This is a genomic window from Devosia sp. P1_H9 (assembly GCF_056405135.1).
Genome location: NZ_JBFUCQ010000020.1, coordinates 1 through 20,359, shown reverse-complemented (window position 1 = coordinate 20,359; position 20,359 = coordinate 1). Strand labels below are relative to the sequence as shown.

Genomic DNA, 20,359 nt, shown 5'->3' with positions numbered 1-20,359 from the left:
GCGATGCGGCAGGGGATGCGCCCCGGCACTGGTGGCATAGGCCCAAAACCCCGGCCGGCCGGCGAGGCGTGAGCCTCTTTCATCTGCGGACTACCGCTACGGGGCAAACGCCTCGCCGGTCCCGCTTCGTCTTCCTCGATCAGGGGAAGAGCTCTTTGAAAACTCCGAAGCCCCTGGGGCTGTCGGATGCATCGGTGTGCCGCGCATTTCGCGCAGCGGCCATTAGCCGAACCTTAACCACGGCATAGGAAATTGGCTGGCAACGCGCGCCGCCACCGAACCCGCCGGAAATCCTGATGTACAGCGCGATCCGGGGGCGGCATTCGACAACATATTCAGTGGAGTTTCTGCACGTTCACGAGGCCGACGGATCGCACCGCGCAGATCGACCAGCCTCGGGTTTTGCAGGGCTTTTGTTCTTGGTCTAGTAGCGCGGGTCTACCCTAAATGCGTCTGATTATCGGCATCGTCATCATCATCGCCTGCGTCATCGGCGGCTACATCGCCATGGGTGGGCACCTGGCGGTGCTGGTGCAGCCGTTCGAGGCGCTGATCATCCTGGGCGCCGCGCTCGGCGCCTTCATCATCGGCAATACCGGCCCGGTGCTGAAGCAGACGCTCGGCATCTTCGGCATCCTGTTCCGCGGTCCCCGCTACGACAAGGCCGCCTATGTCGAGCTGCTCGGCCTGCAGTTCACCCTGTTCAAGCTGGTGCAGGCCAAGGGCGTGCTGGCGCTCGAGCCGCATATCGAAGACCCCGGCAATTCCTCGATCTTCCAGCGTTTCCCGACCTTCAACGCCAACCATCACGCCGTCGAGTTCATGTGCGACTACCTGCGCATGGTCACCCTCGGCAGCAACGTCGCCCACGAGATGGAAGCGCTGATGGACGAGGAACTCGAGACCCATCACCAGGAGAACGAGCGGCTCGTCTCGGCCATCCAGGCGCTCGCCGACGGCACCCCGGCCCTCGGCATCGTCGCCGCCGTGCTCGGCGTCATCCACACCATGGGCTCGATCAGCGAGCCGCCCGAAGTGCTCGGCCACATGATCGGTGGCGCCCTCGTCGGCACCTTCCTCGGCGTGTTCGTCGCCTACGGCTTCTTCGGCCCGATGGCACAATCGCTGCGCAACATCTTCGAGGCCGAGTCGAAATACTTCCTGTCCATGAAGGTCGGCCTATTGGCCCAGATGTCCGGCTATGCCCCGGCGATCGCCGTCGAGTTCGCCCGCAAGGCGTTGATGTCCGAAGTCCGGCCCACCTTCGCCGAGATCGACGAAGCCACCGCCAACCTGCCGGCCTCGTGAGGACCTGAGCCACGATGGCCCGCAACGACCAGCCGTTCATCATCAAGAAGTCGCGGCGCGCCGCCCACGCCCATCACGGCGGCGCCTGGAAGATCGCCTACGCCGACTTCGTCACGGCAATGATGGCGTTCTTCCTCTTGCTGTGGCTCATCAGCATGACCACGCCGGAGCAGAAGAAGGGCCTCGCCGACTATTTCGCCCCGCCCAATGTCAGCGAAAACACCAGCGGTGCCGGCGGCGTCATGGGCGGCCTGGCCTTCGCCGAGGACGGAGCCAAGATCTCCGCCGACGCCAACAAGGACGCCCTCACCGCGCCCGAAAGCAGCGAGGCCGGCCCGCAGATCGAAGCCCGGGGCGGCGTGGCGGAAATCGGTGGCAGCAGCTACGACGCGATCCGCGCCTCCAACGTCACGCTCGAGTCCCGCTACAATCAGGATTACCACGCGGCCGCGGCCAGCATCCGCCAGGCCTGGCAGGCATTGCCCGACATCACCAAGATCGCCGACAACCTGCTCGTCCGCGAAACCGAGAACGGTCTCGACATCGAGATCATCGACCAGGAGGGCCGCCCGATGTTCCCCGAGGGCTCGAAGTACCCCTTCGAGGCCACCCGCAAGGCCATCGCCGCCCTCGCCCCAATCCTGCAGAAGCTCTCGAACCAGATCACCATTTCCGGCCACACCGCCGCCGGTGCCGTCTACGACAATCCGCGCTACGGCGCCTGGGACCTGTCGAGCGACCGCGCCAATGCGGTGCGCGCCATCCTCGGTGAATTCGGCCTCGCCGACGATCGCATCCGCGGCGTCAACGGCAGCGCCGCCTCCGAGCCGCTCTTCCCCAACGACCCTTACCTCGCCGGCAACGGCCGGGTGCAGATCACGGTCCGCTACGAAGCGCCGCCCGTACCAGCCGGGCTGGCCCCTTGAGGTGCGGAATCGCGGCAACAAAAAAGGCCCCCGCAGGGGCCTTTTCCGTCGTTGCACTGTCAGGACTTGTCCCTCAGCGCGACGGGCGTTCTTAGAGCGCCTTGAGGTTCGTCGCCGAAACCTTGCCGTCACGGCCCTTCTCGAGCTCGTAGCTCACCTTCTGGCCTTCGGCGAGGCCCGAAAGGCCCGAACGCTCGACGGCAGAGATGTGGACGAAAGCGTCCTTCGAACCATCGTCCGGCTGAATGAAGCCGAAGCCCTTGGTGGTGTTGAAGAACTTAACGGTGCCTTCGATCATGATGGCCCCCTTTCAATTGTCGTGCGCGGGATACTCCCGCTTGTCGCACGCGTTCCTCGTTCGGCGACATGCCGCCCGGGTCTAAACGTTCACAATATCAAGAGGTAGCCAATTAGACCGCAAGCGGCCCGAGCTGGTAGCGCCAGATGGAAGCGAAACGTGCCCGGATATATCTGCCACCATTGCGCCTTAATCAAGGCGTGGACGCCGATTTATCGGTATGGCGCCAGGTCGACCTCGTCGACCACCCGCTCAAAACTCTCGAGTTCGCTGCGGACACGATAGAGCAGCGGCCCCGTTTCATGCGGCAACAGCGCCACCACCTGGCAAAGCGCCGCCGACCGGGCGATATCGCGGGAGCCACGAGCCATCGTCAGCCGCTGCCCGACGCGGAAGCGATGCACCGGATGCGCGGTGACCACCTGGGGTTCCTGCCGTCGGAACTCGGCGACCGTGCTGCCGCCTGTCGTCGCCTCAGCTGCGCGCTTAGCCTTGCCGACAGCCTGCCGGCGTGTCACCGGCACAGCAATGCTCTTGAACGAATCCACGAATGTTCCTGGGACACGAGTCCGGCGCCACGGGCGCGACAGCCGGTATCATCTGGCCGAAGCCTTCCCTTGCACTCTAGCACAAGCCTGCCTCCAACGACAGGAACTTGTCCCCACTTCGCCCAATGCAGCGCATGCTGAGGCGGTTCAGGTCGGAGGGTATCCATGACGGCAAGTAGAGAAAGACCAATGGCCCGACAGTCTCCTGCCGGGCCATTCATCGGATCGGGTACGATGAGATCAGCCGTTCGGCGAACACGGGGCCAGGTAGCGGCGACCGTTCCGGTCTTCCCAGACGCACTTGGTCGGGTCGTCCCTGTAACGGCCGATGAGCTCGCCGGCGACGGCACCGGTGATGCCGCCAACCGTTGCGCCAACCAGCGCACCGCCGACCGTACCGGTTGTCGCGCCGCCGATCACCGCGCCGGTGACTGCGCCGACACTGGCCGTCTTCTCGGTGGTGGAGCACGCCGTGAGCGTCAGTGCCGTCATCAATACGGCGACAGTGGATAGAACTTTACGCATGAATACCCTCCGGGAGGTTTGTTAAGACGCGAGCCCGTCACGACAATGCGTCGAACCAGGATAGGTTCCCGCGGCTTGAGACAAATCGCCGAACGGGTTAGAGCTCTGCCCGCGATTGGGACTGCCAAAATGAATGAGCCTATGACGGTACCGGTAGCCGGCACCGATGCTTCCACGTCTGCAGGCGGCTGGGCCACGGAACTCCGGGCTAGCTTCGCGCTCGCTTGGCCTCTGATCGTCGCGCAACTGGCGCAGAACCTGCTGTTCACCACCGACGTTGTGCTGATGGGATGGCTCGGCCCCAAATATCTCGCCGCCGGCACCCTCGCCGGCGCCTTCCTGATCCCTTTCCAGCTGACCGGCATCGGCATCGTCGGCGCGGTGGCGCCGCTCGTGGCGCAGGCGCGGGGCCGCGGCGACACCAAGGCCGTGCGCCGCATCGTCCGTCAGGGGTTCTGGGTGGCCATCCTCGTTGCCACGCTGTTGGTCCCGATCGTGCTCAGCATCCGCCCGATCTATCTCGCCCTGGGTCAGGACCCCGAGGTCACGCTGCTGGCCGAAAGCTACATGTTCGCCGGCTTCTGGATGCTCTACCCGGCGCTGGGCATCATGGTGGTGCGCTCGTTCCTTTCGGCATTCGCTGCCACGCGGGTGATCCTGGTCATCACCGTGATCGGGGTGATCATCAACGCGGCCGTCGCCTACACGCTGATCTTCGGACATTTCGGCTTCCCGCGGCTGGAATTGCGCGGCGCAGCTCTGGCGACCGGCTTTGTAAACCTGTTCATGTTCCTGGGCCTGCTCGCCTATACCCAGACCCACCGCAAGCTGAAGCGCTTCCATATCCTGGTCCGTTTCTTCAAGCCGGACTGGCCGCGCTTCCGCGAGATCCTGAAAGTGGGCTTGCCCATCGGTCTCACCGTTGCCGCCGAAGTCGGGCTGTTCTCGATCGCCGCCATCCTGATGGGCCGCCTCGGCACCAACGAGACTGCCGCCCACGCCGTAGCGCTGCAGCTCGCGTCGACCGCCTTTATGGTGCCGCTCGGCCTCGGTATGGCGGCCACGGTTCGCGTCGGCCTCGCCTATGGTCGCGGCGACGCCGAGGGTGTTCGCCTCGCCGGCTGGTCGGCGATCGTCATGGGCACCGGTTTCATGGCGCTGACGGCTGCCCTGTTCCTCGCCGTGCCGCACGCACTGGTGGCGATCTTCCTCGACAGTTCCGACCCGGCGAACGCGACCGCCCTGATGCTCGCAGCCACCTATCTCGGCATCGCCGGCATCTTCCAGTTGGTGGACGGCGCACAGGTAGTGGCAGCGCACTCGCTGCGCGGCTTGTCGGATACCCGTACACCAATGCTGCTCGCCATCTTCGGCTACTGGTTCGTCGGCCTGCCAACCGCCTACGTGCTCGGCTTCGTGTTCAACCTGCGCGGTGTCGGCGTCTGGATCGGACTCGCTGTTGGCCTCGCCTTCGTGGCTATGCTGCTGGTCAGCCGCTTCGCCCTGCGCGGCCGCCTCGGCCTTATGAAGAAGATCATCGTACCAGCCTAGGACTGCACCCGTGACCCAGCTCAAGCCCGCCGAACAGCGCGTCGCCGACGCTCTCGCCACCCATGCCCTGCCTGGCGAGGTGGTCGTCCTCGAACAATTGGCAACGACTGCACAGATGGCGGCCGACGCTCTGGGCGTCGAAGTCGGCCGCATCGTCAAATCGCTGCTGTTCAAGGGCAAGGACAGTGGCAAGCCTTACCTGCTGCTCGTCTCGGGCAGCAATCGGGTCCACGAAAAGCATGCTGGCCAGCGCATCGGCGAAGCACTCGAGCGCCCCGACGCCGATTTCGTGAAGCTCCACACGGGCTTCTCGATCGGGGGTGTCTCGCCCTACGGTCACCCTGCCCCGCTGACGACCTATCTGGACGACGCGCTCCACAGCTACGCGACGGTCTGGGCTGCTGCCGGCGATCCACGCTCGGTGTTCGAGATCACCGCGGCTGATCTCGAGCGCACCACCGGCGCCACGCGGATCGACGTCACCTAACTCTCGACCCAGGTCCAGTCGGCCATCCGGTTGCGAAACCACGTCCGCTGCCGCTTGGCGTATTGCCGCGTGGCGATGATAGCGCTCTCGATCGCCCCGGCTCGGGTGAGTTCGCCCGACAGCATCGCAGCAATCTCCGGCACGCCGATCGCCTTCATCGCCGGCAGGCTCGGATCGACACCGAGCGAAAGTAATCCCCGCACCTCGTCTACGGCCCCATGCTCGAACATCGTTTCGAAGCGGCGGGCTATCCTTTGTCTCAACACTTCCCGGTCGGGGTTCAGTACCAGGCGTTCAAGTTCGAAACCACCGAGCAGTCCTGTCTGCACTTCGTCCTGGAAGCTGGCGAGGGACCTTCCGGTGGCATTGAGCACAGCCAGCGCCCGGATCACCCGCTGCGGGTCGGGCGCCTTCAACCGGGCCGCGATCTGAGGGTCGCGTGCCGCAATGAGCTGGCCCCGAGCCTCGCGATCGAGGCCTGCAACCTCCGCTTCAGCGGCGAGCACAGCCTCCGCCGGAACCTCGGGCACATCCGCAAACCCGGTCGTCAGCGCATCGAAATAGAGTCCTGTGCCGCCGACGAAGATCAGCGTCCTGTCGCCTTCGGCCTCGATAACGTCGGCTGCGGCTCTCGCCCATTCACCGGTCGAAAACCGACGCGCCGGAGAGACTATGCCATAGAGCCGATGCGGCGCCTTCGCCATCTCCTCCACCGACGGCCGGGCGGTCAGCAGGCGCAGCCCGTCATAGACCTGCAGCGCATCTGTGTTGACGATCACGCCGCCGCGCTCGGCGGCGAGTTTCAACGCCAGCGCCGACTTGCCGCTAGCGGTTGGACCCGCTATCAACACCGCTCGCTTGTCCGGGCTTTTGCCCATCCTTTTCAGGCCTCTCTCACGCACATGACGGTACTCTGCCTCATCGCCAATCCGGCTGATCCCGCAATTGACTCAGCGCTGCTCGCGGCGATCCAGCACGAGACCCGTGGTGAGATCAACTGGTTGCACCAGCGCATCGCTTGCGAGATCCACGCACCGAGGGCCGCCGATCCTGTGGCCGCAGCGCGCAGCGTTATCGGCAGCCGGCCGGTAGACGTGGCGCTCGTGCCCGCCGAGGGTCGCCGCAAGCTTGTGCTGGTCGCCGACATGGATTCCACCATGATCGAGCAGGAGTGCATCGATGAGTTGGCCGACGCCGTAGGCATCAAGGCTGAGGTCGCCGCGATCACCGAACGCGCCATGAACGGCGAACTCGATTTCGAGCAGGCACTGCGCACGCGCGTCGGCCTGATCAAGGGCCTCGAGCGCAGCGTCATCGAGGAGATTCGCCGCGAACGCATCACGCTCGCTCCCGGCGGGCGCGCACTGATCCACACCATGAAGGCCTACGGCGCCTATGCTTCGCTGGTTTCCGGCGGTTTCACTTTCTTTGCCGACTATTTCGCCAAGCGCATCGGCTTCGATGAAGCGATCGCCAACGTGCTGGAGTTCGACGGCGAACAGCTGACCGGCACGGTGGCGAGCCCGATCGTCGACAAGTCTACCAAGCTGCATCGGCTGCAGGCCCTCGCCGCCGAGCGGTCGCTGCCGATGAGCGCGACGATGGCCGTCGGCGATGGCGCCAATGACCTCGACATGATCAAGGCCGCCGGGTTCGGGGTCGCGCTGCATGCCAAGCCGCATGTGGCGGCGGAGGCCGGCATCCGCATCGATCATGGCGACCTGACCGCCTTGCTCTACCTGCAGGGCTTTACCGATGAGGACATCGTCAGGTGAGAATCGAAACACCGCGCCTGATATTGCGTCCGTGGGAGGATCGCGATCGCGCTCCGCTCGCGTCAATCCTCGCCGATCCGGAGGTCCGCCGCTTCTACCCCACAACGCTGACGCCCGAGCAGACCAGCGCCCAGATCGATTTCTCGATCGAGAAGGCGGCCGCAGTCGGGTTTCACTTCGGGCCGGCTGAACTCAAAGCCACCGGCCAGTTCGTCGGCCTCATCGGCCTCGGCTACATTCCCGACGAGACCCGAGCCGCCATTCGCGGGCAACCGGCGGTCGAGATCGGCTGGCAGTTCGATAAGGCCTTCTGGGGCCAGGGTCTTGCGCCCGAGGGCGCGCTCGCTTGGCTCGACTACGGCTTCCAGACGCTCGGCCTGCCGGAGATCGTCGCCTTCACCTACGCTGGCAACCTGCCCAGCCAGCGGGTCATGGAGAAGATCGGGATGACCCGTGATCCCGATGCGAACTTCGAACACCCCAAGCTGGCGCCGGGCCACCCGTTGCGTTCGCATGTCGTCTACCGGATCGCCAACCCAGCCGGCGGCGAATGAGAATCGACCGTTTGCTGTTCCTTTATCGGCTGGACCTCTAGCCCAGACGCACCGCGATGAAGCGGCTGGTGCCGGTCGGATCGATCACCTTGAACAGCACCGCGGGCCGGCCGGCTTCCTTGGCCTGCCCGACCAGCTCGCTGAGTTCGTCCACCGTACCGATTTCCTTCTGGTTCACCTCGGTAACGAGCAGGCCCGGAATGAACCCCTTCTGATCGGCATCACTACCGCTCTTCACCACGGTCACGACGATGCCGTTCTCCTCTGGGGCGATCCCGAATTCCGCACGCTTCGCCTCGTCGAGAACTGCGACATCGAAGCCGACCAGGTCAGGCAAGCCCAGCGGTGGCGCATCGACCTCGGCAACCGGCTCCTCGGGAGCGGGAGCGGCCGGAGGCGTCGCGGTTGCTTTGTTGTTGGCGATCAACTGCTCGCCCAGCTCAAGCCTGCCGAGCGTGATGCTGAGCACCGTCTCGGCCCCGTTGCGGAGCACCTTCACCGGAACCGCCTTGCCCACCTGCGTTTCGGCCACGACGCGCGGCAAATCCCGCATCCGCGCAATCGGCTTGCTATCGAACTCGAGGATGATGTCGCCCTCCGCCACCTGCCCCTCGGACGGGCCACCCTTGGTGACATCGATCACCAGCGCGCCAGCGGTGCTCTTCAGCCCCAGGCTGCTGGCGATGTCGTCGCTGACCTCCTGAATGCCGACCCCGAGCCAACCGCGGCGCGTCTCGCCGAACTGCGCCAACTGGTCGATGACCGGCCGCGCCAGGTTCACCGGCACGGCGAAACCGATGCCCAGCGATGAACCGCCGCGGGCGATGATCGCCGTGTTGATGCCGACTACCTTGCCGTCCATGTCGAACAGTGGGCCGCCGGAATTGCCCTGGTTGATCGCGGCGTCGGTCTGGATGAACTGGTCATACGGACCCGACTGAATGTCGCGGTTACGCGCCGAAACGATCCCCAGCGTCACCGAACCACCGAGGCCGAACGGATTGCCGATCGCCATCACCCAGTCGCCCACCACCGCGCCGTCACTGTCGCCGAACTCGACGAACGGCAGATCATGCCCGGCGTCCACCTTCAGCACCGCCAGGTCGGTCTTGTCGTCACTGCCGATGATCTTGGCCGGCAACCGCGTGCCGTCGGTGAGGTAGACCTCGATTTCCTCGGCCCCCTCGATGACGTGATTATTGGTCACGACCACGCCGTCAGCCGAAATGATGAAGCCCGAGCCGAGGCTCCGCGCCTCCTGCATCTGTTCTTCGCCCAACCCGTTGTTCGGGTTGTGCTGGTCGAACAATTCTTCGAGCGGCGAGCCGTCCGGCAGGTCGGGGAATGGTACCCCGCCACCGCCGGGCACTCGGCGCGACGTGCCGATGTTCACCACTGCGGGGGAGAGTTGTTCGGCTAGCGCAGCCACCGATTCGGGGCCTTTCGCTGTCGCCGGTGCGGCCTGCAGAGGGAGAGCCAGCAATCCCGCAACGGCCAGAGACCGCAACATCCGACCGGCAGCACGCATCAACTTCTCCTGCAAGGACTCAAGCGCGGCCGGGCCGATAGAGTTCAGCCGCGCAACAACCACAAGAGAACAAGTCCGACCCCGGCGCAAGCCAACGCTGCCGCACGAATGGTTGAAGCTGGCATCGATTGGACCGATGCCAGCAAATTCTTCATTTGCTCGGGGAAGGCGGCGTAGACGAGCCCTTCAAGGACCAGCACGAGGGCCAGCGCCGAGAAGAGCTCGATCATTTACTGCGCTGCTGGCGCAGCCGGGGTGGCTTCGGCCGGAGCCGAAGTCACGGGGGCGGTCTCAGCGGGGGCCGGGGCCGTCAGGTCGGTCGCCGGAGCCGAGAGGATCGGGGAGTCCGTCGCGGGCTCCTCGACCAGCGGCGTCTCCGGGATCGGCGTGGTCGCGGCCTCAGGCGGCGGCGTCACCTGGTCGGGGTTCTGGTTCTGGAAGAACCGGAAGAACTCCGAGTCCGGCGACAGCACCATGGTCGTGCCATTCGGGCCCAGCGCCGCGCGGTACGACTGCATCGACCGGTAGAAGTCGAAGAAGTCGACGTCGCGATTATAGGCATCGGCGAAGATCTGGCTGCGCTGGGCATCGCCCTCGCCTCGCAGGATTTCCGCATCACGACGGGCTGCCGAAAGAACCTCGACGGCTTGACGATCGGCGATGGCGCGCGCGGTCTGCGCCGCTTCCTGGCCACGGGCACGAAGCAGAGCTGCCTCGGCGAGACGTTCGGCCTTCATGCGGTTGAAGGTATCGGCCGAGACGTTCGGATCGAGATCGGTACGGAGAATCCGCACGTCGACCACTTCCACGCCAAGCTGAGCCATGTCCGGACGGATCAGGTCACGAGCTTCACGCATCATCGCCGGACGCTCTTCGGAAAGAGCCGCCGTGAAGTCACGCAGACCGTAGACCTGACGCAGGGCCGCGTCGAAACGGGTCGAGATACGGTCTTCAACCACCCGCAGTTCGCCGAGCGCGCGGGCACGGAACAGCCGCGGATCGGAGATGCGGTAGGTGAGGAACGCATCGACGATATAGAACTTACCGTCCGACACCTGCACCGTCATGTTGGCGATGTCGTAGCGCAGCAGCCGGTCTTCGACGATCTGGACCGTGTCGATGAAGTTGGTCGGGATCTTGAAGTAGAGACCGGGGTCGGTCTTCACGTCGGTGATTTGCCCGAAGCGCATGACGATGGCCTGCTCGCGCTCATTGACCACGAAGATCGACGACACGAACACATAGAGCAGCGCAATGACGGCGATGCCGAGAATGATGAGTCTGTTCATGGCTTACCTCGCCGTCGCGTCGGTGGTGGTGGTCGACGGCGTGCTGTTGAGTGTCGCGTTGGGCCGGATTTCCGGCAGCGGCAGATAGGGAATGACCCCCGAGCCGCTGGAGCTCTTGTCGATGAGCACCTTCTCCGAACCACCCAGCACCTGCTCCATGGTTTCGAGGAACAGACGCTTGCGCGTCACTTCCGGAGCCTTGGCATATTCCTGGTAGATGGAAAGGAAGCGGGCTGCCTCGCCTTCGGCTTCCTGCACCACACGATTCTTGTACGCGGCAGCGTCTTCGCGAACCTGCGCGGCCTGACCGCGGGCGTCGCCGAGAAGCGTGTTGGCGTACTGCCGAGCCTCTTCCTGGAAACGGTCCTCGTCCTGCTCGGCGCGCTGCACTTCGTTGAAGGCATCAGCCACTTCGGTCGGCGGCGCCGCCTGTTCGATGGCGATCTGCGACACCGTCACGCCCATGCCGTAGCTCTGCACGATGCCCTGCACGATGGTGCGGACGTCGTTGGCGATGCCGGCGCGATCGTCACGGAAAATATCCTGTGCGGGCCGACGACCAACGATTTCGCGCATCGCGCTTTCGCCGATCGAGCGAACCATGTCGTCCGGGTCTCGGACGTTGAACAGGTACGAGGCCGGATCGCTGATCGACCACAGCACCGAGAACTTCACGTCCACGATGTTCTGGTCACCCGAGAGCATCAGGCCCTCGTCGCTCTGGGTCCGGCTCGAACCGACCGAACCGATTTCGGTACGGTTTTCCGTCATGTTCACGCGCTCGACGGTCTCGAGCGGCCACAAATGGAAATGCAGGCCGGGATTGCTGGTCTCGATCGGACGGCCGAAGCGCAGCTTTACGCCGACTTCCTGCGGGTCGATCGTGTAGAACGCGTTGAGGCTCCAGAACACCACGACGGCCAGAACGGCGCCGATGATGGTCCAGCGCCCGCCCGGAATGCCGCCCTGAAAACGGTCGCGGCCACGGGAGAGGATTTCTTCGAGATTTGGCGTTCCGCCGCCCCGGCGGCCACCGCCGCCACTGCCACCACCGGGAGTCTGACCCCAAGGGCCGCCGCTATTGGAGTTGCGGCCTCCCCCGCCCGTATTGTTATCCCAGGGCATACGCCACCTTTCAGCCGGATTATCGATTGCCGCCCTATATAGGGAAGGCCCTCCCCGCGATCAACGTGCGCCGGGTTCACGCCGGCGATAGACTTTTACCGAGAAATCCGCGCTATCCCGTTCTGTGCGCAACACTTCAGGCTCCGCTTCTACTTCCCATTGCTTGGGATCGATAGGTGGAAACCGAGCATCTCCTGTAGGGGTCGCTGCCACATGTGTGACGTAAAGCCGCTCCGCCAGCGGCATCGCCTCACGATAGATTTCGCCGCCACCACCGATCATCACTTCGTCAGCACCGTCTGAGGCGGCGATAACCTGGGCGCGATCGAGCGCCTCTGCGAGGCTGTGGAACACCTCGACGCCATCCGGCCGATAGTCATCCCGCCGGGTCACCACGATATTGGTCCGGCCAGGCAATGGCTTGCCTATGCTCTCGAAGGTCTTCCGCCCCATGATCAGCGGCTTGCCCAACGTGGTCCGCTTGAAGTGAGCGAAATCCGTCGGCAGCCGCCAAGGGATCGCGCCGTCCGATCCGATTACGCCGTTCTCGCCAACGGCCGCGATCATCGCCACCGGAACAGTCAAAGTGCACCGAGCCTCGCCAGCGCTTCACCGTCGACGCGAACCTTGGTCCATTCGTCCTGCATGATCCCACCTTGGGATTTGTAGAACTGTATCGAGGGCTCGTTCCAGTCGAGTACCCACCACTCGAACCGACCGAGCCCTTCGCGGACGCACCGCTGCGCAAGGTTGACCAGCAGCGCCTTGCCGACGCCCAGCCCGCGCGCCTCGGGATCGACGAACAGATCCTCGAGCCAGATGCCGTAGCGGCCCTGGAACGTCGAGTAGGTATAGAACCACAGGGTGAAGCCGACCGGCTTGCCGTTCCACTCGGCGATCTCGCAGAACACCTTCGGGTCAGGCCCGAACAGGTCGCGGACGATATCGGCCTCGCTCGCCTTGGCCTCATGCGATAGCTTCTCGTAAGCCGCCAGCGCTTCGATGAAATGGATGATCAGCGCCGCGTCGTCGGCGATGGCCGATCGAATGTTGAGGCTCATTGCGCGCTGGCCTCACCGCTCCCGAGATAGACGAACCACTTGCGTTCGAGGGCCGCCTCGACGTCGATCGAGTTGTGCCGGCAGAACAGCAGCAACTGCGCTAGGAGGTCCGCGGCTTCATCCTCGAGCGATTGCCGTATGGTCGCTTCGGATCGCTCTCCCACTCGGCCCCGGCCGCTGCCACGCAGGTACTCGGCAACCAACTCGCCTGCCTCTTCCTGCAGTTTCAGCGCGTACCAATCGGGATCACGCCGGATCTCGCAGCGTGCGGAATAGATCGCGGAGACCTGCTCGACGCGTTCCGTCAGTTCGGTGATTGTCGCCATCAGCCTACGTTCGGTTCCGGGTCCTGCCGGTTGAGGATCAGCACCTCGAGCTCCCGGCCGTAAGGGGGCCACCAGTCCTTGGCCTCCATCTCGAAGGTGGTCGGGCCGGTCTTCTTCACCTCGCCATCCCAGCAGAACGAGATGAGGTTCTGCGGCAGCATCTTGTCGATCGTCAGGTGGAACTTGCCGATCGCGCCGGCCCAATTGGCACCCGTCGACCAGATGTAGCTGATCCAGCTCTCGGTGAAGGGCGCGCCGTAGGGCTCGTCGGGGTTCGGGAGGGTCTTCTTGACCGCCTCGATGAAGCTGTCATCAGTGCAGTACTTGCGCTTGTACTCAGCCGCCGGATCGTAGCCCTCGTATGGCGGAGAGAGGAACGTTACCGCCACAGTGCCGCCGACGCTGGGCTTGTACTGGTGCTCGACGATCACCGTCTCCCCGGCGGGGAAATGCGCCTCCCAGCTGTAGGTCGAGCGCAGTGTCCAGACCGGCCAGTATTCGGTCTGCATCCCCTGCCCCTGGTCGAACTCCATGGGGATCACCAGGGCGCGATGCACCAGTTCCTTCTTCGTCGCCTCGTCGAGCGCGTTGATCGCCTTGACCGTCGCATCGCCGAAGGGGGTCAGCGGCAGCCCGAGGTCGGTGAGGTACTGGGTGTAGTCGATGTTGGTGGCGAACACGTACTGGTGCAGCTCGGCCGATACCGGCTCGCCATTCACCAGCGTCTCGAAGCCGAAGATGTTCTCGGGGTCCTCGGTGGGGATCGCCACCATGAAATCGCCGTCGCCGGTGATGTCGGGCATCGGGAACGCCACCAGCGCGTCAGTGTCCTCGGCGCCCTCGTTCTTGAACTCGTACTTCACCCGGATCTGCTCGGGCGAGACATAGAGGTCCTCGCTGAGCATCTTCACCTGGTCGGTCTGGACGAACACCAGTCCACCGGCGCCAAGCGTCGACATGGTGTCGTTGGCAATGGCGGGGCCAGCCGCGAGAGCGGCGGCGACAAGAACGAACGGGAGGATTTTCATACCGCGATCTCTGCCTTGATGCTCGGATGCGGATCATAGCCGGTGATCATGAAATCCTCGAACTGGAAATCGAAGATGTCGCGCTTGTCGGGGTTGATGGTCAGCCGCGGCGGCGCCCGCGTATCGCGGCTCAGTTGCTCCCGGACCTGGTCGAAGTGATTGTGGTAGATGTGTGCGTCGCCGAGCGTATGGACGAAATCGCCCACCTCCAGCCCCGTCACCTGCCCTACCATATGGGTCAGCAGAGCGTAGGAAGCGATGTTGAACGGCACGCCGAGGAAGATATCGGCCGAGCGCTGATAGAGCTGGCAGCTGAGCTTGCCGTCGGCGACATAGAACTGGAACAGACAGTGGCAGGGCGGCAGCGCCATGTCCTCGATTTCCGCCGGATTCCAGGCCGTGACGATGTGCCGGCGCGAATCCGGCCTGGTCTTGATCGAAGCGATGACGTTCTCGATCTGGTCGATCGTCCCGCCCCTGCCGTCCGGCCAGCTCCGCCATTGGCTGCCGTAGACAGGCCCCAGGTCGCCGTTCTCGTCGGCCCACTCGTTCCAGATCCTGACCCCGCGCTCCTGCAACCAGCGGACATTGGTCTCGCCGCGGAGGAACCAGAGCAACTCATAGATAATGGATTTGAGATGCAGCTTCTTGGTCGTCAGCAGCGGAAAACCGGCGCCAAGATCAAAGCGCATCTGGTAGCCGAACACCGAGCGGCTGCCGGTGCCGGTGCGATCGGGCCGATCGATGCCGTTGTCGAGGACGTGCTGGAGAAGGTCGAGATATTGGCGCATCCAGTCAGATTACCTCGATTCGGTGGTCAGTTTGCCCAGGTTCCACAGGGGCGTTTGCATCGCGCTGCGCCCGCGCCTATATAGGGCTTGCCGGCAACGGCTATGGCGATAAACGGCTAGCGTAATAAACCTATTGGACCCGGGGGCAGTGCCCGGCGTCTCCACCAGAACTCCCCGTCGTGGCGGGCTCATGGGGACGAAACAGGATCGACAAGGGCGTAAAGGTTAGACTTTTGCTCGGCATGGTACCACCGATATCGGGCCATCCTAATAGTTGCCAACGACAACTATGCTAAGGTTGCTCTCGCTGCTTAATGCGGCGCTGGCACCTGAACTAGAAGTCCTCCGGGCCTAGCAGTCCGACAGGCGGGGTTCGCAGGCACCTGGCAACAGAAGCCTGCACTTCCCTCCAAATGCCCGCATCGTAACGCCGCTCCCTCGCAGGGGGCGTAAGTTTTCCGTTTTGCCTTGAATTGTACCCTCGCGAGCGGTGATATGGGCGCTTCTCGGGGATTCCCCCGCTCGCAAGGACGATATGGCTGAAGACCTGATCCGCTACGACATTTTGGCCCAGGAAGCGCTGCGCGGCGTCGTCCGCAAGGTGCTCTCCGAAGTGGCGCGGACTGGCCTGCCCGGCGACCACCACTTTTTCATCTCGTTCGTCACCAAGGCGCCGGGGGTTCGGATGAGCCAGCGGCTGCTCGAGCAGTACGACAAGGAGATGACCATCGTGCTGCAGAACCAGTTCGGGGCCCTGCGGGTCACCGAAACCGGGTTCGAGGTGGAATTGTCGTTCGACGGGCGTCCGGAGCTGCTCGCCATTCCCTTCTCGGCGGTCAAAGGCTTCTTTGATCCCTCGGTGCAGTTCGGTCTGCAGTTCGACGTCGAGCGGGTCGGCGGCGAAGACGGCGAGATCGAGGCCGAGACGGCCGAGGACGCGCGCCCCGATGCGCCTAAGCCAGTGTCCGTGACGCCGGAGGCGCAGGGTGAGAAGGTCGTGAGCCTCGACAGCTTCCGCAAGAAGTGACCGGGTGGAGAAGCGCTCGCTGACCATCGCCGGGCATCGTACCAGCATCGCCATCGAGGGGGATTTCTGGGCTGGGCTTGAAGCGATGGCCCTGGGCAGCGGTAAGTCCATTGCCGCGCTCGTTGCCGAAATTGACCAGCAGCGCGACGCTCCGAACCTGTCATCCGCGGTGCGGCTGGCGGTGCTTGCGTGGTACCGGGATCGCGCCGGCTAGTTGCCGAGCCCGATATCCATCGGCCTGTTGAACTCCTCCAGCGCTTTTCTCAGGTCTTCCTCTTCCTTCGCCTTGCGCGCTGCCTCCTCCTCGGCGGCCTGCTTGGCGGCTGCATCGTCCGCCGCCTTCTTGGCCGCGGCGGCCTCCGCTAGCTTCCGCGCGGCTTCTTCCTCGGCTGATTTCCGAGCCGCTTCCTCGGCGGCGAGGCGGGCCTTCTCGGCTTCCTCGGCTTGCTTGCGCGCCTCGTCCTCCGCCCTCAGCTTCTCGAGCCGCGCCACTTCGGCCTCGTAGGCCTTGACCATGATCGCATCGACCAGTCCCGAGACGTCGAATTCCCGCGTCGGCGCCAGCAGCGTCCCGCCGAGCTTGGTCGCGACTTTTGCCGAGCCGGTATCCACCAGCGCGGCTGGAGTGACCGTCGTCGCCGCCAGCGTGTAGTCGCCGGCAATCCCGAGATCGCCGAGATGGATCGAGCCGCTGCCGAAAAGTTGGCCTCCATCGCCGTCGACCGGCACGTTGGGGCTGCGCAGCACGCCGCCGGCGACAGTGAAGCTGCCGGTCATCTGCGGGGCGCTGAACGGCGCATCATCCAGCCGGTCCTCGATCAGTGCGCTGAGTTCCTCCGGTTGCATCTTCAGGAGGTTCTCGACCCCCGCGACGCTGTCTGCGGCGCGCGGATCGAGGCGCTCGATCTGCAGCCCGGTGACGCCGTAAGTGCCCTCGCCCGTCAGCGCCGCGATGATGCCGGCAACGCTGCCGCCAGTGCCGTCGAAGCGCCCCGCCGCATCGAGGGTGCCGTCGAGCGCCTCGGCGACGAGCGGCGGTACGATGCTGTCGAGCGATACGCCGGCGAGCGATACGCGGCCGCTGACCTGCTTGTCGGTAAGCGGACCGGCGCAGCACACCGCCAGTTCGAGGCCGACCGAGCCCTCGCCCAGCTTGGCTTCGAAGTTTCTGAGGCGGGTCGTGGTGGCGTCCCAGTCCAGGTCGAAGCTGAGGTCGGTCAGCAGCGGCTTGCCGGCGACGGCCAACTCCGGGGCGGTGACCGCTATGCGTCCGGTGGTGCTGCGCGGTTGGTCGCCGATGCTGAGTGGGCCATCGGGCCAGATTGCGTCGCCAGGCAGGAGCGAGGCTGGGCCGGTGATCGTGCGCAGCAGCCCCGCGATGTCGAACGCCCCGGCCGCGATGCGCCCCGTCACTGCACGGGTGCCGCCCTTGGCGACGAGATGGAGGTCGCCGGTGAACGGCTCCGCTCCGGACTTTCCGGTGATCTCCTCAAGCCGCACGTCGGTGAGGCCGTTGAAGTCGACCGTTGCCGAGGCGGATAGCGCAGGCAGTGCAATGCCTCCGGCACCGAGCCAGCCGGCGAAGGCCGAAGGATCGGCGAGCGATGCCTTGAGCGTCCCCTTGCCACTGTAGGCGTCGGGATTGGTAACGACGACGTTGCCGGAAAAGCCCAGCGAGTCCCCTCCTCCTTCGACCAGCACGGTGGTCTCGAGGCTATTGGCGACGTTGCCGTCGACCAGCCCGACGAGGTGCACCGGCTCGCCTTCGGCGAACAGGCTGACATCGCCGAGCCCGAGTTGCGCGGTCATGGCTGTCGCGTCGGCGGACTTCATGTCGAGCCGCACTTTCACCGGGCCGGATGGAGCCCGGAGGAAGCCGGCCTGCAGCTCGGCGTCGGCGGCGACTTCGGCGGTGCCGAGGCGCCCCGAGACGGCGAGGCTTTGGGCGCCATCGCCGCTGGGCGCATCAAGCCGCAGTGCCAGGTCCGCCGGTAGTGAGGGTTTGAGGAAATCGACGATCGCTGGCGAGGCGCCGAGCGCGCTGTAGAAGCTCGCCAAGGCCGGTGCGTCGGCGGCGCCGACCGTGACAGTGGCGGAGCCCGAGAGTTCTGGCCTGGTGATCGAGCCGAAGGCGGTGAGCGAGGCCTTGAACTTGGTGCCGCCGAGGTCGCCCGCCGACAGATCGTCGACCACGAGGACGCCGCCGTCCCAGGACCCCTTGGCGGAGAGCGCCCGACCACTCAGCCCGCCGAGCACCATGCTATCGGCGATGAACTCGAACTCGCCTTTCGGAAAGGTCGCGGGGAAGGCGACGTCGGAAGAGAGATCGGGCAGCAGGGCGAACAGCGCGTTGCTGCGGACCGCATCGAGCTGGCCCAGATCGGCTGTGATGTGGAGATCGGGAGTAGCGCTGAGCCCGAGCTGAGCCGAAAACGAGCGAGCCTCGCCGTCGAGTTCGAGGCGCCCGTCGCTTACCGACAGCGTCTCCCCGACCAGATCGACCTTCGCCGCGATCGAGCCGGGCATGCCGAACAACGGGTTGCCCTCAGCGGGCTTGCGCCACAGGGTGGTCAGCGCGTCGAGGCGTTGCGCCTTCAGCGAAAGCGTGCCGGAGAACTCAGGGTGGCCCGTCGCAGTGGCGATCTCGCCGGCGAGGGACACCGTTGTATCGCCGGTCAAGGTGCCGGTGAGGCCCGTGATGGTCCAACCGCCCTCGTGTGAACTGGCATCGAGCCGGACGTTGCGCAGCGAGAAGGCGCGCAGGTTGAGCTCCGCGACGTCGACGCCGATCGTCCCTGGAATGCCCGGCGCTGTCGGCAGCGGCAGCTCGCGGAGCAGCCGGATCAGCTCGTAGGGCTCGACCGACTGTTCTGCCGTGGCGTCCCGCGGTGGCAACGCGAGCAGCCCCCCCGAGACCACCGCGTTGAACGCCATGCCCTTGCCCAATGTCACGTCGGCGGCGCCGAGCAGGCGCGTCGCGGCACGGTTCTCGTCGGGGATCACGACATAGTCGGAGAGCAGCACCTTGGTGGGGCTCGCCTCGACCTTGCTGGTCATCACCAGATCGCCCTGCCCCGCATCCTCGGCGCCTGGCTTGGCCGGCTTCGGTGGTGGCTGGCGATAGGTCATGGTGCCGGAGAAGCCGGGAGTGAGCCCCGGCGTCAGGAAGCCCTCGGCGGCGAGGGTGAAGCGATCGTCGACCGGTCGGAGGGTCATGGCGAGCGAACCGCCGCCTTCGGCGTCCAGCTGGCCGGTAGTGACCCTCAGGGAATACACCGCCCCATCGACATTGCCGCTGCCCTGGAACGAGAACGGTCCCCGCAGCGCCTCGAGCTTCACGTCGCCGGCGACATTGGAGGCGATGTAGGTCTCGCCGGAGCGAGCGTCGTGGAGCTTCACCGTGCCGCCCGCGATCGTCGCATTGGCAACCGAGATGTTACTGTTCACGGTCTGCGCGAGCGCGATACCGGTATCCACCGCCCCGTCGGCCGCGACTTCGACCGTGACCGCCGGCCCATCGAGCTGCAGCCGCGTGACGTTGTAGCGATCGCGCAGGAAATCGATCAGCGAGAAATCGGCTTCGACCCGTTCGACCGTCAGGTTCGGAGCCTCGGGCGGACCGGCGCTGACGTTGGAAAAGGTCAGCTTGGGCTGTGGCAACAGCGAGAAGGCCACGTCGCCATCGATGCGGACCGGCGTGCCCAACACGTCGCCGGCAATGGTGGCCAGCCGATCGCGATACTGCCCCCAGGGGATGAAACTGGGCACGACGAAGGCCGCGGCGAGCAGCAGGATCGCGATGACGCCGATGACGATGTAGAGCCGGTTGAGCACGGGGCCGGTGAATCTCCGCAGAACTCAACGGAGTGTAGGCAATGGCTCATGTTCCGTCACGCGCTGAACGGGCTCGCACAGTCACTATCGTGTCTTCTGGGACACAAAGGCCACGCGGCGACCCGTCACTCGGTCGCCGGGGTGACGCCGTGGGTGGGATGACATCACGACGAGCCAACGGGTCCGACAGCCCCAGGGGCTTCGGAGTTTTCAAAGAGCCGTTCCCGGTAGGGAACGAAGCGGGACCGGCGAGGCGTTTGCCCCGTAGCGGTAGTCCGCGAATGAATGAGGCTCACGCCTCGCCGGCCGGCCGGGGTTTTGGGCCTATGCCACCAGTGCCGGGGCGCATCCCCTGCCGCATCGCGAGAACGTGGGACC

General features: G+C 65.0%; 22 protein-coding genes and 1 other RNA gene. 9 read left to right on the top strand and 14 right to left on the bottom strand.

Features of this window, described 5'->3' with window-relative positions; translation table 11 throughout:
* Positions 1-447: 447 nt before the first annotated feature.
* Together motA and AC1DYL_RS22615 are read left to right on the top strand one after the other, a co-directional pair.
* On the top strand, positions 448-1,308 hold the full coding sequence (motA, locus tag AC1DYL_RS22620; protein WP_477152277.1) for a flagellar motor stator protein MotA: 861 nt from the start codon (positions 448-450) through the stop codon (positions 1,306-1,308).
* Positions 1,309-1,322: 14 nt separating this feature from the next.
* Positions 1,323-2,234 (top strand): flagellar motor protein MotB, encoded by a 912-nt coding sequence (locus AC1DYL_RS22615; RefSeq protein ID WP_477152278.1) that lies wholly within the window; start codon positions 1,323-1,325, stop codon positions 2,232-2,234.
* Between the two features lie 91 nt (positions 2,235-2,325).
* On the opposite strand, the gene AC1DYL_RS22610 is transcribed toward AC1DYL_RS22615, so the two are convergent.
* From AC1DYL_RS22610 to AC1DYL_RS22600, 3 genes are all read right to left on the bottom strand, one after another.
* A complete protein-coding gene (locus tag AC1DYL_RS22610; RefSeq protein ID WP_055878471.1) occupies positions 2,326-2,532 on the bottom strand; it encodes a cold-shock protein in 207 nt (68 codons plus the stop codon).
* A gap of 212 nt (positions 2,533-2,744) precedes the next feature.
* Positions 2,745-3,080, bottom strand: a complete 336-nt coding sequence (locus AC1DYL_RS22605) for a hypothetical protein (protein WP_477174876.1) — start codon at positions 3,078-3,080, stop codon at positions 2,745-2,747.
* Between the two features lie 240 nt (positions 3,081-3,320).
* Positions 3,321-3,605, bottom strand: a complete 285-nt coding sequence (locus AC1DYL_RS22600) for a glycine zipper domain-containing protein (RefSeq protein WP_477152280.1) — start codon at positions 3,603-3,605, stop codon at positions 3,321-3,323.
* 141 nt (positions 3,606-3,746) lie between these two features.
* Here AC1DYL_RS22600 and AC1DYL_RS22595 point away from each other — a divergent pair, with 141 nt between their 5' ends.
* The gene (locus AC1DYL_RS22595) at positions 3,747-5,156 is read left to right on the top strand and encodes an MATE family efflux transporter (protein ID WP_477174875.1); all 1,410 of its coding nucleotides are present in this window, start codon (positions 3,747-3,749) and stop codon (positions 5,154-5,156) included.
* 10 nt (positions 5,157-5,166) lie between these two features.
* Positions 5,167-5,643 carry a YbaK/EbsC family protein gene (locus tag AC1DYL_RS22590; RefSeq protein ID WP_477152282.1) on the top strand — a complete coding sequence of 159 codons (477 nt, stop codon included), beginning with the start codon at positions 5,167-5,169 and terminating at the stop codon, positions 5,641-5,643.
* On the opposite strand, the gene miaA is transcribed toward AC1DYL_RS22590, so the two are convergent.
* A complete protein-coding gene (miaA, locus tag AC1DYL_RS22585; RefSeq protein WP_477174874.1) occupies positions 5,640-6,449 on the bottom strand; it encodes a tRNA (adenosine(37)-N6)-dimethylallyltransferase MiaA in 810 nt (269 codons plus the stop codon). The genes AC1DYL_RS22590 and miaA overlap by 4 nt on opposite strands.
* 96 nt (positions 6,450-6,545) lie before the next feature.
* On the opposite strand from miaA, the gene serB reads away from it, so the two are divergent.
* Positions 6,546-7,418, top strand: coding sequence for a phosphoserine phosphatase SerB (gene serB, locus AC1DYL_RS22580; RefSeq protein WP_477174873.1), 873 nt, complete (start codon positions 6,546-6,548; stop codon positions 7,416-7,418).
* Positions 7,415-7,972, top strand: coding sequence for a GNAT family N-acetyltransferase (locus AC1DYL_RS22575; protein ID WP_477174872.1), 558 nt, complete (start codon positions 7,415-7,417; stop codon positions 7,970-7,972). Before serB ends, AC1DYL_RS22575 begins: the two co-directional genes overlap by 4 nt.
* 37 nt (positions 7,973-8,009) lie before the next feature.
* Here AC1DYL_RS22575 and AC1DYL_RS22570 read toward each other — a convergent pair whose 3' ends face one another.
* The 9 genes from AC1DYL_RS22570 to AC1DYL_RS22530 are packed head-to-tail and all read right to left on the bottom strand — an operon-like array spanning position 8,010 to position 15,120.
* Positions 8,010-9,500, bottom strand: a complete 1,491-nt coding sequence (locus AC1DYL_RS22570; protein ID WP_477174871.1) for a Do family serine endopeptidase — start codon at positions 9,498-9,500, stop codon at positions 8,010-8,012.
* 44 nt (positions 9,501-9,544) lie between these two features.
* Positions 9,545-9,730: a DUF2065 domain-containing protein gene (locus AC1DYL_RS22565; RefSeq protein WP_477174870.1), complete on the bottom strand. Its 186-nt coding sequence runs from the start codon at positions 9,728-9,730 to the stop codon at positions 9,545-9,547.
* Positions 9,731-10,789 carry a protease modulator HflC gene (hflC, locus tag AC1DYL_RS22560; RefSeq protein ID WP_477174869.1) on the bottom strand — a complete coding sequence of 353 codons (1,059 nt, stop codon included), beginning with the start codon at positions 10,787-10,789 and terminating at the stop codon, positions 9,731-9,733.
* Positions 10,790-10,792: 3 nt separating this feature from the next.
* The gene (gene hflK, locus AC1DYL_RS22555; protein ID WP_477152288.1) at positions 10,793-11,914 is read right to left on the bottom strand and encodes an FtsH protease activity modulator HflK; all 1,122 of its coding nucleotides are present in this window, start codon (positions 11,912-11,914) and stop codon (positions 10,793-10,795) included.
* A gap of 60 nt (positions 11,915-11,974) precedes the next feature.
* A complete protein-coding gene (locus AC1DYL_RS22550; protein WP_477174868.1) occupies positions 11,975-12,499 on the bottom strand; it encodes a dihydrofolate reductase in 525 nt (174 codons plus the stop codon).
* Positions 12,496-12,975 (bottom strand): N-acetyltransferase family protein, encoded by a 480-nt coding sequence (locus tag AC1DYL_RS22545; RefSeq protein ID WP_477152289.1) that lies wholly within the window; start codon positions 12,973-12,975, stop codon positions 12,496-12,498. The genes AC1DYL_RS22550 and AC1DYL_RS22545 overlap by 4 nt, the downstream gene beginning before the upstream one ends.
* Entirely contained in the window at positions 12,972-13,301 is a 330-nt protein-coding gene (locus AC1DYL_RS22540; protein ID WP_477174867.1) for a nucleoside triphosphate pyrophosphohydrolase family protein, read from the bottom strand. The genes AC1DYL_RS22545 and AC1DYL_RS22540 overlap by 4 nt, the downstream gene beginning before the upstream one ends.
* Positions 13,301-14,329 carry a DUF4424 domain-containing protein gene (locus AC1DYL_RS22535; protein ID WP_477174866.1) on the bottom strand — a complete coding sequence of 343 codons (1,029 nt, stop codon included), beginning with the start codon at positions 14,327-14,329 and terminating at the stop codon, positions 13,301-13,303. Before AC1DYL_RS22535 ends, AC1DYL_RS22540 begins: the two co-directional genes overlap by 1 nt.
* Positions 14,326-15,120: a thymidylate synthase gene (locus tag AC1DYL_RS22530; RefSeq protein ID WP_477174865.1), complete on the bottom strand. Its 795-nt coding sequence runs from the start codon at positions 15,118-15,120 to the stop codon at positions 14,326-14,328. Before AC1DYL_RS22530 ends, AC1DYL_RS22535 begins: the two co-directional genes overlap by 4 nt.
* Before the next feature lie 50 nt (positions 15,121-15,170).
* Here AC1DYL_RS22530 and ssrA point away from each other — a divergent pair.
* From ssrA to AC1DYL_RS22515, 3 genes are all read left to right on the top strand, one after another.
* Positions 15,171-15,524, top strand: a transfer-messenger RNA (tmRNA) gene (ssrA, locus tag AC1DYL_RS22525).
* Between the two features lie 131 nt (positions 15,525-15,655).
* Positions 15,656-16,147, top strand: a complete 492-nt coding sequence (locus AC1DYL_RS22520) for an SspB family protein (RefSeq protein WP_477174864.1) — start codon at positions 15,656-15,658, stop codon at positions 16,145-16,147.
* Positions 16,148-16,151: 4 nt separating this feature from the next.
* Positions 16,152-16,361: a ribbon-helix-helix domain-containing protein gene (locus AC1DYL_RS22515; RefSeq protein WP_477152294.1), complete on the top strand. Its 210-nt coding sequence runs from the start codon at positions 16,152-16,154 to the stop codon at positions 16,359-16,361.
* On the opposite strand, the gene AC1DYL_RS22510 is transcribed toward AC1DYL_RS22515, so the two are convergent.
* Positions 16,358-19,981, bottom strand: coding sequence for an AsmA family protein (locus AC1DYL_RS22510; protein ID WP_477174863.1), 3,624 nt, complete (start codon positions 19,979-19,981; stop codon positions 16,358-16,360). The genes AC1DYL_RS22515 and AC1DYL_RS22510 overlap by 4 nt on opposite strands.
* Positions 19,982-20,359: the final 378 nt, after the last annotated feature.

Bases quoted from the DNA above. Each gene is read 5' to 3' on its own strand.
- hflC (WP_477174869.1), bottom strand. From the start codon at position 10,789: ATGAACAGACTCATCATTCTCGGCATCGCCGTCATTGCGCTGCTCTAT.
- AC1DYL_RS22595 (WP_477174875.1), top strand. From the start codon at position 3,747: ATGACGGTACCGGTAGCCGGCACCGATGCTTCCACGTCTGCAGGCGGC.
- AC1DYL_RS22600 (WP_477152280.1), bottom strand. From the start codon at position 3,605: ATGCGTAAAGTTCTATCCACTGTCGCCGTATTGATGACGGCACTGACG.
- AC1DYL_RS22540 (WP_477174867.1), bottom strand. From the start codon at position 13,301: ATGGCGACAATCACCGAACTGACGGAACGCGTCGAGCAGGTCTCCGCG.
- AC1DYL_RS22570 (WP_477174871.1), bottom strand. From the start codon at position 9,500: ATGCGTGCTGCCGGTCGGATGTTGCGGTCTCTGGCCGTTGCGGGATTG.
- AC1DYL_RS22535 (WP_477174866.1), bottom strand. From the start codon at position 14,329: ATGAAAATCCTCCCGTTCGTTCTTGTCGCCGCCGCTCTCGCGGCTGGC.
- hflK (WP_477152288.1), bottom strand. From the start codon at position 11,914: ATGCCCTGGGATAACAATACGGGCGGGGGAGGCCGCAACTCCAATAGC.
- serB (WP_477174873.1), top strand. From the start codon at position 6,546: ATGACGGTACTCTGCCTCATCGCCAATCCGGCTGATCCCGCAATTGAC.
- AC1DYL_RS22530 (WP_477174865.1), bottom strand. From the start codon at position 15,120: ATGCGCCAATATCTCGACCTTCTCCAGCACGTCCTCGACAACGGCATC.
- AC1DYL_RS22520 (WP_477174864.1), top strand. From the start codon at position 15,656: ATGGCTGAAGACCTGATCCGCTACGACATTTTGGCCCAGGAAGCGCTG.
- AC1DYL_RS22565 (WP_477174870.1), bottom strand. From the start codon at position 9,730: ATGATCGAGCTCTTCTCGGCGCTGGCCCTCGTGCTGGTCCTTGAAGGG.
- AC1DYL_RS22610 (WP_055878471.1), bottom strand. From the start codon at position 2,532: ATGATCGAAGGCACCGTTAAGTTCTTCAACACCACCAAGGGCTTCGGC.
- AC1DYL_RS22615 (WP_477152278.1), top strand. From the start codon at position 1,323: ATGGCCCGCAACGACCAGCCGTTCATCATCAAGAAGTCGCGGCGCGCC.
- motA (WP_477152277.1), top strand. From the start codon at position 448: ATGCGTCTGATTATCGGCATCGTCATCATCATCGCCTGCGTCATCGGC.
- AC1DYL_RS22545 (WP_477152289.1), bottom strand. From the start codon at position 12,975: ATGAGCCTCAACATTCGATCGGCCATCGCCGACGACGCGGCGCTGATC.